Genomic DNA, 14,065 nt, shown 5'->3' with positions numbered 1-14,065 from the left:
CAGTCACCGTACGTACCCGCTGAGTCACTTCTCACCGTACGCACGCACCGACACGCTGAGTGACGTGAACCAGAAATCCGCCGAACTCACGACGCCCGTCCGCAACTTCAGCGTGCAGCTCTCCCCCACGCCACGCGGCGCCCGCCTCGCCCGACTGCTCGCGACCGAGCAGCTCCGCACCTGGGGCCTGCCCCTGGACCCGGCACGCCAGCTCATCGCCGAGCTGGCGAGCAATGCGGCGGCGCACGGACGCGTCCCCGGCCGCGATTTCCGGCTCACGCTCTACGTCGTCGGCGGCACCCTCCGCATCGAGGTCACCGACACCCGGGGCGAGCGGCTCCCCGATGTCCGGACACCCGCCCTCGACGCGGAATCCGGCCGTGGCCTGCTGCTCGTCGAGGCGTTGGCGGACCGCTGGGGAGTGACCGAGGACCGCTTCCCGCGCAAGACCGTGTGGGCCGAACTGAGCTGCACACCACCGGAACCCACCTTCTGAGGTTCCGGTGCCGTCGGCGCCTTACCAAGGAAAGAACTCGGGGAGAAAGAACCCCACCAAGCCCCACCTTTCCGCCCGAGGCGCGTCATCACTCGGGCGGGTGAACATCACCGGCTCGGCTGGATTTCCGAGCCCCCGACTCCCCTACGCTCAGCGCAAACAACCGAAGAAAGACATCGGCCCCCGCCGGGACGGCAATCCCAGTGCGAGGGCCTGACCACCAAGGAAGAAGCACCTTCCCGATGGATACTCAAAACCCTAGCGCGCCCTCGCGCGCCCAGTCAGTCCCTGCCGCCAATCGGACCCGTTCGCGTCAGCACGGCAGCGGCGGCATCATCCACGAGAACACCCGCCACACCACCCGCTTCGTGGTCATCGGCAACCACCTGGTCCAGCACAAGGAGCTGTCGCTGCTGGCGATCGGCCTCGGCTGCCACCTCCAGTCGCTGCCCACGGGCGCGGGCGCCGACATCAAGTCCCTCACCGCCCGCTTCCCCGAGGGCCCGACCCGGATCGCCGCCGCCCTGCGCGAGCTGGAGGCCTACGGCTACCTGCGCCGCGAACTCGTACGCACGCCCACCGGCCGCATCGTCACCCGCACCGTCTCCTGCAACCAGCCGAAGCACCGGCGCGAGGCGGCCGACCCCGGGTGTCCCGACCAGCCGGCCCGGCAGCCCCGCCCGGCAGTGGAGCGAACGTCCCAGTCCCGACCGCCGCACGGCACGCGCACCCGCAAGGCACTCCCCGCCGTACCGCAGCCCAGCAGCAAGGCACCCTCGCTCCTCCAGACGGCCACCGACCTCCTGGCCGGCCTGCGGCGACACGATTCGCGGCTACTGCTCTCCGTCGCCGACACCGCTCACCTGGCCCCCGGCGTCGCCGCCTGGCTGGAACGGGACATCCACTCCCCCGCCATGCGCCAAGCCCTGACCGCCGATCTGCCGGACGAGCCGCTCCGCCGCCCAGCCGCCCTCCTGGCCCACCGCCTCACCGACCGGCTGCCGCCGCCGGCCCCGTTCCGCGCCCCGACCGCTGTCCCACCACTCCGGCACCTGCTCCGGAACTGCGAGGGCTGCGACCGCGGCTTCCGCGCCCCTGAGACCGTCGACCGCTGCCGCGACTGCCGCGCACCAGCCGCCACACATCCCTGAACCCGGAAAGAAGCCACATGCTCAGCTCGTCCTGGAGCAGCGGGGCCTCGACGTCTCCGACGATGTCCGCAGGCGCGTCACGGACTGCGACGACCCCGAGGTCCTGCGCCACTGGCTCGCCCGCGCCGTCACCGCGCCGAAGGCCGAAGAGAACCTCGAAGAGGAGTGAGCCCGCCTGGCGGTTCCGAGCAGACCCCGGACGCTCTGAGGGCCGCGCTCGCCGCCGTCGCCCCGGGTCGCCTGCCGGAGATGCAGGGGCATGCCCAGGGCCGCGCGACGAGGCGTCGAAGGCAGTACGTGGTTGAGCAGGCCCCCTGCCAAGGGGCCTCACCGTCACAGGTCCGGACCAACCTCTTGCCCCCGCCCCTCCCTCGTCGCAAGCTCCCCTCATGGAGCTGGAGTTGCGGCATCTCAAGACGGTACGGGCGATCGCCGACGCCGGGAGCCTCACCAGGGCGGCGACGGCTCTCGGGCTCGCGCAGCCCGCGCTGAGCGCACAGCTCAAGCGGATCGAGCGGGCGCTCGGCGGGGCGCTGTTCGTGCGCGGACGGCACGGCGTACGGGCCACCGCGCTCGGCGAACTGGTGCTGGAGCGGAGCCGGATCGTGCTGCCCGCGGTCACGGAGTTGCAGCAGGAGGCGGCCAGGTTCGCGCGGGCGCCGGGCACCGCGCGGCACCTCAGGCTGGGCGGCACCCACGGGCCCCTGCTGGGCGCCCTCGTGGACCGCCTGGCCGACGTCGCGCCGGACGCCCGGATGACGACCTGCACCTCCTGGTCGGAGAGGGACCTGGCGGATCAGCTCGCGGAGGGAAGGCTGGACTTCGCGCTCGCCGGGACCTGCGGCTCCGCCGCCCCGCCCGGTGCCGAGGGCCTGGTCTGGTGGGAGGTGGCCGTCGACCCGGTGTTCGTGATGGTGCCCGACGGGCATCCGCTCGCCCATCGGCCGGAGGTGGACCTGACCGAGCTGGCGGGCGAGGAGTGGGCCTGCGTACCCGGCGACGGCTGCTTCGGCGACTGCTTCTCCGCCTCGTGCGCCCGTGCCGGGTTCACCCCGCGCCGCATGTACGAGACCGACACCGCGTCCCTGGTGCATCTGGTGCAGGTGGGGCGGGCGGTCGGGCTGTGCCGGGCGACGTTCCCGACCACTCCCGGCATCGTCACCCGGCCGCTCACCGGAACCCCGCTGGCCTGGCGGCACCTGCTCGGCTGGCACGCGGTGACGCAGCGCCAGGACACCGCCGCGACCGTGCTCGCGCAGGCGCGCATGGCGCACGCGGGCGTGGCGGCGAGCAGTGACAGCTACACGGAGTGGATGGCGGCGCACCGGGTCCCCTGACCACCCCGGGTCTCCTGACCGCCCCCGGGTCTCCTGACCACCCGTGACTCCCTCGCACGCCTTCCATAACACCGGGGAGGGGGTCAACCGACGTCTTATGGCGGCCGGTCGTCCCTCCCTACGGTTTCGGCACCTCCCCACCGAGACCGAGGAGATCCCCCATGCCCCACCGACACGGACACGGACACACCAGAGCCATGGGTGCCGCCGTCGCCGCGACGGCCGCCCTGCTCGTGGCCGGGCTCAGCGGCTCCGCGAGCGCCGGGACGGCACCCTCCGCCCCCGCCCCCACCGCGGCCGAGACCCTCCGCACCGACGCCGCGCCTCCCGCCCTGCTCAACGCCATGCGGCGCGACCTCGGCCTCGACCGGCAGCAGGCGGAACGCCGTCTCGTCAACGAGGCCGAGGCGGGCGCCACCGCGGGCCGGCTGCGCGCCGCGCTCGGCGGCGACTTCGCGGGCGCGTGGGTGCGGGGCGCCGAGTCCGGCACGCTGACCGTGGCGACGACCGACGCGCACGACGTCGCGGTGATCGAGGCGCAGGGCGCCGTGGCCAAGGTCGTACGGCACTCCCTCGCCGACCTGGACGCGGCCAAGTCTCGGCTGGACCGGGCCGCCGCCGACCGGAACACCACCGACGCGCCGGTCCGGTACGTCGACGTCCGGACGAACACCGTCACCGTGCAGGCCGTGCGCCCGTCCGCGGCGCGCACGCTCCTCGACGCGGCCGGCGTCGACGCCGGACTCGCCCGGATCGAGAAGTCGGCCGACAAGCCCCGTCCGCTGTACGACCTGCGCGGCGGCGAGGCGTACTACATCAACAACAGCGGACGCTGCTCGATCGGCTTCCCCGTCACCAAGGGGACGCAGCAGGGCTACGCCACCGCCGGTCACTGCGGGCGGGCCGGGGCGAGCACCAGCGGCGCCAACCGGGTGGCCCAGGGCACCTTCCAGGGGTCCGTCTTCCCCGGCCGTGACATGGCTTGGGTGGCCACCAACTCCAGCTGGACGGCGACTCCGTACGTCAGAGGCGCCGGCGGCCAGAACGTCCAGGTGACCGGGTCCACCCAGGCTCCGGTGGGCGCCTCCGTGTGCCGTTCCGGTTCCACCACCGGCTGGCACTGCGGCACGATCCAGCAGCACAACACCAGCGTGACCTACCCCGAGGGCACCATCAGCGGCGTCACCCGCACCACGGTGTGCGCCGAGCCCGGCGACTCGGGCGGCTCGTACATCTCCGGCAGCCAGGCGCAGGGCGTCACCTCGGGCGGCTCGGGCAACTGCAGCAGCGGCGGCACGACGTTCTTCCAGCCGATCAACCCGCTCCTGCAGAACTACGGCCTCACCCTGAAGACGAACGGTGACGGCGGCGAGGACCCGGACGAGCCCGGGGAGCCCGGCGGCACCTGGGCGGTCGGCACCGTCTACCAGGCGGGTGACACGGTGACGTACGGCGGCGCCACCTACCGCTGTCTCCAGGGCCACCAGGCCCACCAGGGCTGGGAGCCGCCGAACGTTCCGGCGCTGTGGCAGCGGGTCTGAACGGCTGAGTGACCCACGGGGACGGCCTCCGGGGACGGCCCGCGGGGGGACGGCCCACGGGGGACGACGGTGCCGGGCCCGGGTGCGCAGTGGGAGGGCACCCGGGCCCGTCACCGGCCACCCCGGTCACGGACTCGGCACCCCTGCCACCCCTGCCACCCCGGTCGCCCCTCACCCCGGTCGCCCCGGCCACATCGGTCAGCCGGTCACGCCGGTCACGCCGGTCAGGTGCGGGTGACCGTCCCGCAGCCCTCGTGCCGCGTCTTCCCCACGGCCTGACTGCGGTCGTACGGGTCGGCGGCCGGCCCCGTGGCCGGGGCGCCCGTGGCTCGTGCTTCGGGGAAGACGGGGTGCAGATAGCCGTCGTACACCTCGCACGCGTTGTTGTACGTCTCGACGTTGTAGGTCTTGATGGCGAGTTTGCCCCGGGTCGCGACCCACCGGTCGGGGTCCAGCAGCAGCGTCGTGATGTCACGGCGCACGATGGTGCGCTCGACGTGATCGCCCCCGCCGGACCGCACGAGGGGGTACACGAAGGTGTAATCCGCGTGCACCTCGACCTCGCCCGGGTCCCCGGCGGCGAACGACATGTGCCCGCGCACCTTGACCACCTCGCCCGCGAGCCGCACGTCATCCGGGGCGAAGCGGCTGAAGAGGCCGACCGGATCGTGGTCGCGCGTCGGCTCGCGCAGCGCCCGCCGCAGGTCCGGCAGCAGCTCCGGTGCCTTGGGGTCGAGCAGGGCCAGCGCCTTCTCGGGCTGACCGCCCGCGATCACGCCGGGGTCGAGGTTGGCCGCGACCAGGAGCTCCTTGGTGCGCCGCAGGGCCAGCTCCACATCGGCTTTGGTCATCCCGGCGACCGCCTTGGCCTCCGGCAGTTCGATGGCCTCCGCCCCGTCGGCCCAACGCAGGGCGGGCGAGCCGCGGAACGGATGCTCACGGGTGGGTCCGCCCGCCCCGTCCGCCTGGCCGGGGGCCCCGGACGGCAGCGCCGTCTCGGCGGGCAGCGGCGTCGGGGAGACGGCGGCCTCGGCCTCCCCGCCGGGAAGGCGGTCGGTCACCAGCGAGGGGCGCACGGCGACCGCGGCCAACGCCACGGCCAGTGCCACCCCGATCACCGCGCCGACCCGGCGGCGTCGCGTGCGGGCGCCGTTCATCTCCTGCCACGCCGGGCCGGTGCGCCAGCCCTCCGGGGTCCCGGCCGACGCCCCCGTCGTCCTCCGCTTCCGGCGCGGCCACTTTCCACGACCGCCGCCGCCCGGCGCCCGCCGCGCCGCCTCCTCCTGTGCCCGCAGCCGTGCGGTCACCATCCGCGCCCGCGCGGACGGCTCCTCGGGCGCCGGTGCGCCACCGCCTTCGGCGGCCTCGCGGAGGAAGGACTCCAACTCGTCGTCGGATATGGAGGCGGACGGTCTCTCCGACGGGTCGTCCGGGCGCTCGTGGGGCGGGACGGTGCTCACGCGTTCACTCTCTTCGACGGTCACAAAGGCGTTGACCAGTGTTTCCTCCCCTTGGAGGGGACGCACAGCGTCGTGGGGGAAACGTGATGCAACCGGTGCGGCTCCGATAGCCGTTCGGGCGGCTCCGGTGGCCGTACGGGCGGCTCCGACAGCGGTTCGGGCGGGTCCGAAAGCCGATCAGGCCCGCAGATACGCCAGGACCGCCAGCACCCTGCGGTGCGTCCCGTCCGCCGGGGGCAGGTCGAGTTTGGTGAGGATGCCGCCGATGTGCTTGCCCACGGCCGCCTCGGAGACGACCAGTTCGCGGGCGATGGCGCCGTTGGACCTGCCCTCGGCGATCAGGGCCAGCACCTCCCGCTCGCGCGGGCTGAGCCGCTCCAGGGGGTCCCGGCGACGGCGCAGCAACTGGCGTACCACTTCCGGATCGACGACCGTGCCGCCGTCCGCGACCTCGGTCAGCGCGTCGACGAACTCCTCGACCTGGCCGACGCGGTCCTTGAGCAGGTAGCCGACGCCCGTGCCGTCGCCGGAGTCCAGCAGTTCGGCCGCGTAGGCCCGTTGCACGTACTGGCTGAGGACGAGGACGGGCAGGGTGGGGCGTTTTTGGCGCAGCCGCACGGCCGCGTGCAGGCCCTCGTCCTGGAAGCCGGGCGGCATGCGGACGTCCGTCACGACGATGTCCGGGGTGTGCTCCTCCACGGCCGCGACGAGTGCCTCCGCGTCGCCGACGGCCGCCACCACCTCGTGTCCGCAGCGGCCGAGCAGGCCGGTCAGCCCGTCCCGCAGCAGCACGCTGTCCTCGGCCAGCACTACGCGAAGCGTTCGGTCCACTCGCAAGGAACCTCCACGCGCAACAGGGTCGGTCCGCCCGGCGGACTGGACAGGGCGAGTCTGCCATCCAGTACGGACACCCGGTCGGCGAGCCCGGTCAGTCCACTGCCCGCCCCGGCCACGGCGCCGCCCCGGCCGTCGTCGCGGACCTGGAGGAGCAGCCGGCCGTCGTGATGCCCGCCGGTCACCTCGGCGCGGTCGGCGCCACTGTGCCTGGCGACGTTGGCGAGGGCCTCGCAGACCACGAAGTAGGCGGCGGCCTCGACCGCCTGGTGCCGACGCCGGCCGGCGACCGTACGGAGGAGCTCGCGCGGCCGCGTGCGGTGCCCGCCCCGACCGTGGCGAAGCTGAAGCGGCTCGGCACGGTCGTCGAGGACCGGTCCTTCCCCGTACGGGCTCCCGGCGGGCCCGCCGGTCTGGTGGGCCACCCCTGGTCCACCGCCGCGTTCGCCCCGTACGCCCTCGACGCGGGCCGCGCGCCCCGCACGGCCGACGAGGTCGTCGTCACCGGCGGCTGGGCCGCGCCGGGCGAGCGGGTGCGGACGGACCGCGGCACCGTGCGGGTGGTGGGCACCGTGCCCGACCGCGGTTTCGAGGACGCCGTGTTCTTCACCGACGCGCGGGCCGCCCGGCTCGCCCCGCTCAGCGTGCAGCTGGTGGTCGACGCGGCCGGGCCCGCCGTGCGGGACGCGGTACGCGGCAGCGCCGGGGTCCGGGTGCTCACCGGGGACGACCGGCGGTACGCCGACGCCGAGCCCGACCGGGACAGCGAGGCGCTGACCGCGATGAACGCCCTGTTCGGCACGGCCGGCGGGGTCACCGCGTTCGTGTCGGTGTTCGTCGTGGCGTCCACGTCCGCCTTCGCGGTCGCCCAGCGGCGGCGGGAGTTCGGGCTGCTGCGCACGGCCGGGGCGACGCCGGGCCAGGTCCGCCGCATGGTGTTCACCGAGGCGCTCATGGTCGGCGTACTCGCCTCGGCCGCGGGCTGTGTACTGGGCGGGTACGGTGCGCCGCCGCTCGCCGAGTGGGTGGTCGACGAGGGACTGGCGCCGGCCTGGTTCACCGTCGGCGACCACACCTGGCCGTACCACGCGGCGTTCTGGACCGGGCTCCTCGTCGCCCTGTGCGGGGTGGCCGCGGCGTCCTGGCGTGCGGGACGCGCCGGCCCCGTGGAGGCGCTGCGCGAGGCCTCCGTGGACGCCGGGGCGATGACCCGGGGCCGTTGGCTGTCCGGCCTCGCGCTGCTGGCCACCGCCCTGGTGACGCTCGGTGTCTCCCTGGCCGGCGACCCCGGCGACCTGCTGCACCGCAAGACGTACGTGAGCCGGCCGATGCTGCTGATCACCGCGGTGGCGCTGCTCGCCCCGGTCGTGGTGCGCCCGCTCACCCGGCTGCTGGCCTGGCTGCCGGCCCGGCTGCCGGGGGCGGCGGGCATGCTGGTGCGGGAGAACGCGGCCGCCGCCGTGCGGCGTACCGCGGCCGTCGCGGCGCCCGTCCTGGTCACGGTCGCGCTCGCGGGCTCGCTGCTCGGCGCCACCGCGACGCTGAACGAGGCGAAGGCCGCCGAGACCCGCGAACGCACCCGCGCCGCCTTCGTGGTCACCGCGCCGGACGGCGGCACCGGTCTCGACGCGCGGACGGTGGAGCGGCTGCGTGCCGTGCCCGGGACGGCCGAGGTGTCACCGAGCTCGGCGGGCGCGGTGTACGTACTGGAGGAGGGCGTCGCGCTCATCAGGTCGGAGGCCCGTGCGGTCGGCAGTCCCGAGTCCCTCGCCGCCACCACCCGGCTGCCGCTCGCCGCGGGCGGCGTGTCCGGCCTCGACGACGGTTCGATCATCGTCAACGAGGAGTGGGAGCGGCACACCGTCGGCGAGCGCGTACGGGTCTGGCTCGGGGACGGCACGCAGAAGACCCTGCGCATCGCCGCCGTGCTGCGCACCGGCACCGGCGGCAACGGCGTCTACGTCACCCCCGCCAACGCGCCCGGCGCCCCCGTCGACCGGGTGGACGTCGCCCTCGCCGACGGCGCCGGCGCCGGGGCCGTGGCGGCCGGGCTGCGCGAGGCGGTGCGGCCGGCCGGCGGGCAGGTGTTCGGCACGGACGAGTGGGTCGCGGCCACGTACCCGGAGACCAACCGTCCGACCCGGGCCGGGCTGCTGCTCGTCCTCGGCATCGCCCTGCTCTACACCGGCATCTCCCTGGTCAACACCATGGTGATGGCGACCTCCGACCGGGTGCGCGAGCTGGCGGTACTGCGGCTGGCCGGGGCCACCCAGGGTCAGCTGCTGCGGCTGGTGGGCGCCGAGTCGCTGATGGTCGTCGCGGTCGGCGCGTTCCTCGGGCTGGTGGTCACCGGGGCCAACCTGGCCGGGATGTGGGCGGCGCTGGGCCTGCTCTCGGTGCGTCCCCCGCTCGAACTGCCGTGGGCGGCCGTCGGTACGGCCGCGGGTGTCTGTGCCGTGCTCGCGGTCGTGTCCTCCGTCGTCCCGGCCGGTCTGGCTCTGCGCCGCCGCGCGGGGGAGGCCGCGGGCGTACGGGAGTGACCACGGCACGGGCCCGGGACACGGGCCCGGGACACGGACCGGGGGTCCGGGGCGGCCACGGCAAAGGGGCCCGTACGACCGAAGTCGTACGGGCCCCTTCGTTCAGGCATCAGCCCATGTCAGGTCATCGGACCGACAAGCAAGCGGAGAGCTTACTTGTTGATCTTGGTGACCTGGCCGGCGCCCACGGTCCGGCCACCCTCGCGGATGGCGAACTTCAGGCCCTCTTCCATGGCGACGGGCTGGATGAGCTCCACCTTCATCTCGGTGTTGTCACCCGGCATGACCATCTCGGTGCCCTCGGGGAGGGTCACGACGCCGGTCACGTCCGTCGTACGGAAGTAGAACTGCGGACGGTAGTTGTTGAAGAAGGGGGTGTGACGGCCACCCTCGTCCTTCGACAGGATGTAGGCCTGGGCCTCGAACTCGGTGTGCGGCGTGACCGAACCGGGCTTGATGATGACCTGGCCGCGCTCGACGTCCTCGCGCTTGATGCCACGGAGGAGCAGACCGACGTTCTCACCGGCCTGGCCCTCGTCGAGCAGCTTGCGGAACATCTCGATGCCGGTGACCGTGGTGGTGGTCTTCTCGGTCTTGATGCCGATGATGTCGACGGTCTCGTTGACCTTGAGGACACCGCGCTCGATGCGGCCGGTGACGACGGTGCCACGACCGGTGATCGTGAAGACGTCCTCGATCGGCATCAGGAACGGCTTGTCGACGTCGCGCTCGGGCTCCGGGATGGCCTCGTCCACGGCCTTCATGAGCTCGAGGACCGAGTTGCCCCACTCCTTGTCGCCCTCGAGGGCCTTCAGGGCGGAGACCTTGACGACCGGCAGGTCGTCGCCCGGGAACTCGTACTCGGAGAGGAGCTCGCGCACCTCGAGCTCGACGAGCTCCAGGATCTCCTCGTCGTCCACCATGTCGGCCTTGTTCAGCGCGACGACGATGTACGGAACGCCGACCTGGCGGGCCAGGAGCACGTGCTCCTTGGTCTGCGGCATCGGGCCGTCGGTGGCGGCGACCACGAGGATGGCGCCGTCCATCTGCGCCGCACCCGTGATCATGTTCTTGATGTAGTCCGCGTGACCGGGGCAGTCGACGTGCGCGTAGTGACGCGTCTCGGTCTGGTACTCGACGTGCGCGATCGAGATCGTGATACCGCGCTGGCGCTCCTCGGGAGCCTTGTCGATCTGGTCGAAGGCCGAGGCCTCGTTCAGCTCGGGGTACGCGTCGTGCAGCACCTTGGTAATGGCGGCCGTGAGGGTCGTCTTACCGTGGTCGATGTGACCGATGGTGCCGATGTTGACGTGCGGCTTAGTCCGCTCGAACTTCGCCTTCGCCACTGGGGTCCTCCTGTGGAGTGGTTCTGTACGCCTTACTCATCGGCGCCAGGTGATCTTTGCTGGAAAGCCCGGGGTGCCGGGGGCATTCCGCCGGGTTGACGGCGGAATGCCTCATGCAGGCTCCGGGGTCAAGCCTAAAGCGTGTGAACGGGGTCCGTTAAACGGAGTAGTCCGTTACTCGCCCTTGGCCTTCGCGATGATCTCCTCGGCGACGTTCCGGGGAACCTCGGCGTAGGAGTCGAACTGCATCGAGTAGCTTGCGCGACCCGACGTCTTGCTGCGGAGGTCGCCGACGTAGCCGAACATCTCCGAGAGGGGCACGAGGCCCTTCACGACACGGGCACCCATCCGCTCCTCCATGGCCTGGATCTGGCCACGGCGGGAGTTGATGTCGCCGATGACCTCACCCATGTAGTCCTCGGGAGTGGTGACCTCGACGGACATCATCGGCTCCATGAGCACGGGCGAAGCCTTGCGCGCGGCCTCCTTGAACGCCTGCGAACCGGCGATCTTGAACGCCAGCTCGGAGGAGTCGACCTCGTGGTAGCCACCGTCGATGAGCGTGACGCGGACGCCCGTCATCTCGTAGCCGGCCAGGATGCCGAACTGCATGGCCTCCTGGGCGCCGGCGTCCACCGAAGGGATGTACTCCTTCGGGATGCGGCCGCCGGTCACCTTGTTCACGAACTCGTACGAGGTGTCGCCACCCTCGATCGGCTCGATCGCGATCTGCACCTTGGCGAACTGACCGGTACCACCGGTCTGCTTCTTGTGGGTGTAGTCCACGCGCTCGACGGCCTTGCGGATCGTCTCACGGTACGCGACCTGGGGCTTGCCGACGTTGGCCTCGACGCGGAACTCACGGCGCATACGGTCGACCAGCACCTCGAGGTGCAGCTCGCCCATGCCGCCGATGATGGTCTGGCCGGTCTCCTCGTCGGAGTGGACCTGGAAGGACGGGTCCTCCTCGGCCAGACGCTGGATCGCGACGCCGAGCTTCTCCTGGTCGCCCTTCGACTTGGGCTCGATGGCGACCTCGATGACCGGCGCCGGGAAGTCCATGGACTCCAGGATGACCGGGTTCTTGTCGTCGGACAGCGTCTCACCGGTGGTGGTCTGCTTCAGGCCCATGACGGCGACGATGTCACCGGCGCCCACCGACTCGATCTCCTCACGCTTGTTGGCGTGCATGCGGTAGATCTTGCCGATGCGCTCCTTCTTGCCCTTGACGGGGTTCAGCACCGCGGTGCCGGACACCAGGCGGCCCGAGTAGACCCGGACGAAGGTGAGCTTGCCGAGGTGCGGGTCGCTCATGATCTTGAACGCGAGCGCGGCCAGCGGCTCGTCCTCGGACGGCTTGCGCTTGACGACGACCTCGGGGTCCTTGACGTCGTGGCCCTCGATGGCCTCGACGTCGAGCGGGGTCGGCAGGTAGCGCACGACCGCGTCGAGCAGGGGCTGAACGCCCTTGTTCTTGAACGCGGTGCCGCAGAACACCGGGGTGACCGTGGTGTCCTCGGACTTGCCGGAGGCGATGGTGATGCGACGGATCGCGGCGTACAGCTGCTCCTCGGTGGGCTCCTGGCCCTCCAGGAACAGCTCCATGATCTCTTCGTCGTTCTCCGCGACGCCCTCGACCAGCTTGCCGCGCCACTCCTCGGCGGCCTCGGTGTGCGTGGCCGGGATGTCGACGGTGTCGTACATCTCGCCCTTGGCGGCCTCGGCGGACCACACGAGCGCCTTCATGCGGACCAGGTCCACGACGCCCTTGAAGTCGGCCTCGGCACCGATCGGGAGCTGCATGACGAGCGGCTGGGCACCCAGGCGGTCCGAGATCATCTCCACACAGCGGTGGAACTCGGCGCCGGTACGGTCCAGCTTGTTGACGAAGCAGATGCGCGGCACGCCGTAACGGTCGGCCTGACGCCACACCGTCTCGGACTGCGGCTCGACACCGGCGACACCGTCGAACACGGTCACGGCACCGTCGAGCACACGCAGGGAACGCTCCACCTCGACGGTGAAGTCGACGTGCCCCGGGGTGTCGATGATGTTGATCGTGTAGTCGTTGTCCTCGAGCGGCCAGTGACAGGTGGTCGCAGCAGACGTGATCGTGATGCCACGCTCCTGCTCCTGCTCCATCCAGTCCATCGTGGCGGCGCCGTCGTGGACCTCACCGATCTTGTACGACACGCCCGTGTAGAACAGGATCCGCTCGGTGGTGGTCGTCTTGCCCGCGTCGATGTGGGCCATGATCCCGATGTTGCGGACCTTGGCCAGGTCAAGTGAAGTGGTAGCCATAAGGCTTCAGTCTTCTCTCGGTCTCGATGTGGGTAGCGACTACCAGCGGTAGTGCGCGAAGGCCTTGTTGGACTCGGCCATCTTGTGCGTGTCCTCGCGCTTCTTCACAGCGGCACCGAGGCCGTTGGAGGCGTCGAGGAGCTCGTTGAGCAGACGCTCGGTCATGGTCTTCTCGCGACGGGCGCGGGAGTAACCGACCAGCCAGCGCAGCGCGAGGGTGTTGGCGCGACCGGGCTTGACCTCGATCGGCACCTGGTACGTCGCACCACCGACGCGGCGGGACTTGACCTCGAGGGTCGGCTTGATGTTCTCGAGAGCGCGCTTCAGCGTGATGACCGGGTCGTTGCCGGTCTTCTCGCGCAGGCCCTCCATGGCGCCGTAGACGATGCGCTCGGCGGTGGAGCGCTTGCCGTTCAGCAGCACCTTGTTGATCAGGGAGGTCACCAGAGGAGAACCGTAGACCGGGTCGATGATGACCGGGCGCTTCGGGGCGGGGCCCTTACGAGGCATTCTTACTTCTCCTTCTTGGCGCCGTAGCGGCTGCGGGCCTGCTTGCGGTTCTTCACACCCTGGGTGTCAAGCGAACCGCGGATGATCTTGTAGCGAACACCCGGCAGGTCCTTCACACGGCCGCCGCGCACGAGCACGATGGAGTGCTCCTGCAGGTTGTGCCCCTCACCCGGAATGTAAGCGGTGACCTCGATCCCGCTGGTCAAACGCACACGCGCGACCTTACGCAGGGCCGAGTTCGGCTTCTTCGGGGTGGTCGTGAACACACGCGTGCAGACGCCACGACGCTGGGGCGAACCCTCGAGTGCGGGCGTCTTGTTCTTCTCGACCTTGTCCTGCCGGCCCTTCCGGACCAGCTGCTGGATCGTAGGCACTACTTCTCCGGTTTCTGTGTGCCGAATGGTGAAGCTAACCTGGAACATTGCCGACCCACGCGGTCGGGTGTGTCGAATCCTGCGAACCCCTGCCGCCAGGCGGAAGAAAGCGTGGATCGCGGTGGCCGGTGACGACCCTCACTGCGGTTGAAGGCACGCACGAGGGCCAGGGCAC

General features: G+C 71.5%; 11 protein-coding genes and 1 pseudogene. 5 read left to right on the top strand and 7 right to left on the bottom strand.

The window, feature by feature from the left end; all coding sequences use genetic code 11:
* Positions 1-64 precede the first annotated feature (64 nt).
* The 4 genes from ACZ4V1_RS05375 to ACZ4V1_RS05360 all read left to right on the top strand — a co-directional run bounded on the left by ACZ4V1_RS05375 (position 65) and on the right by ACZ4V1_RS05360 (position 4,525).
* The gene (locus ACZ4V1_RS05375; RefSeq protein WP_468329665.1) at positions 65-496 is read left to right on the top strand and encodes an ATP-binding protein; all 432 of its coding nucleotides are present in this window, start codon (positions 65-67) and stop codon (positions 494-496) included.
* Between the two features lie 242 nt (positions 497-738).
* Positions 739-1,647: a helix-turn-helix domain-containing protein gene (locus ACZ4V1_RS05370; RefSeq protein ID WP_468329662.1), complete on the top strand. Its 909-nt coding sequence runs from the start codon at positions 739-741 to the stop codon at positions 1,645-1,647.
* A gap of 389 nt (positions 1,648-2,036) precedes the next feature.
* A complete protein-coding gene (locus ACZ4V1_RS05365; protein WP_468329659.1) occupies positions 2,037-2,984 on the top strand; it encodes a LysR family transcriptional regulator in 948 nt (315 codons plus the stop codon).
* A 161-nt stretch (positions 2,985-3,145) separates the two neighbouring features.
* Positions 3,146-4,525 (top strand): carbohydrate-binding protein, encoded by a 1,380-nt coding sequence (locus ACZ4V1_RS05360; RefSeq protein ID WP_468329656.1) that lies wholly within the window; start codon positions 3,146-3,148, stop codon positions 4,523-4,525.
* Positions 4,526-4,749: 224 nt separating this feature from the next.
* On the opposite strand, the gene ACZ4V1_RS05355 is transcribed toward ACZ4V1_RS05360, so the two are convergent.
* The 3 genes and pseudogenes from ACZ4V1_RS05355 to ACZ4V1_RS05345 form a co-directional block, all read right to left on the bottom strand.
* Positions 4,750-5,985: a hypothetical protein gene (locus ACZ4V1_RS05355; RefSeq protein ID WP_468329653.1), complete on the bottom strand. Its 1,236-nt coding sequence runs from the start codon at positions 5,983-5,985 to the stop codon at positions 4,750-4,752.
* Positions 5,986-6,162: 177 nt separating this feature from the next.
* Positions 6,163-6,822 carry a response regulator transcription factor gene (locus tag ACZ4V1_RS05350; protein ID WP_468329650.1) on the bottom strand — a complete coding sequence of 220 codons (660 nt, stop codon included), beginning with the start codon at positions 6,820-6,822 and terminating at the stop codon, positions 6,163-6,165.
* Positions 6,795-7,097, bottom strand: a pseudogene (locus ACZ4V1_RS05345) (sensor histidine kinase); the annotation flags it as partial. The gene ACZ4V1_RS05350 and the pseudogene ACZ4V1_RS05345, both read right to left, overlap by 28 nt.
* Here ACZ4V1_RS05345 and ACZ4V1_RS05340 point away from each other — a divergent pair.
* On the top strand, positions 6,990-9,359 hold the full coding sequence (locus tag ACZ4V1_RS05340; protein ID WP_468330912.1) for an ABC transporter permease: 2,370 nt from the start codon (positions 6,990-6,992) through the stop codon (positions 9,357-9,359). The pseudogene ACZ4V1_RS05345 and the gene ACZ4V1_RS05340 overlap by 108 nt on opposite strands.
* Positions 9,360-9,511: 152 nt before the next feature.
* On the opposite strand, the gene tuf is transcribed toward ACZ4V1_RS05340, so the two are convergent.
* The 4 genes from tuf to rpsL all read right to left on the bottom strand — a co-directional run bounded on the left by tuf (position 9,512) and on the right by rpsL (position 13,890).
* A complete protein-coding gene (gene tuf / locus ACZ4V1_RS05335) occupies positions 9,512-10,705 on the bottom strand; it encodes an elongation factor Tu (RefSeq protein ID WP_351389576.1) in 1,194 nt (397 codons plus the stop codon).
* A 174-nt stretch (positions 10,706-10,879) separates the two neighbouring features.
* A complete protein-coding gene (gene fusA / locus ACZ4V1_RS05330) occupies positions 10,880-13,006 on the bottom strand; it encodes an elongation factor G (protein WP_468329645.1) in 2,127 nt (708 codons plus the stop codon).
* Between the two features lie 39 nt (positions 13,007-13,045).
* Complete coding sequence (rpsG, locus tag ACZ4V1_RS05325; protein WP_003974303.1) at positions 13,046-13,516, bottom strand: 30S ribosomal protein S7; 471 nt, start codon at positions 13,514-13,516, stop codon at positions 13,046-13,048.
* Positions 13,517-13,518: 2 nt separating this feature from the next.
* Positions 13,519-13,890 (bottom strand): 30S ribosomal protein S12, encoded by a 372-nt coding sequence (rpsL, locus tag ACZ4V1_RS05320; RefSeq protein WP_003948652.1) that lies wholly within the window; start codon positions 13,888-13,890, stop codon positions 13,519-13,521.
* Between the last annotated feature and the right edge of the window lie 175 nt (positions 13,891-14,065).

It is taken from the genome of Streptomyces sp. NPDC028991 (assembly GCF_055564775.1).
Note: the sequence above shows the minus strand (reverse complement) of the source record. Positions and strands in the feature narration are given on the sequence as shown.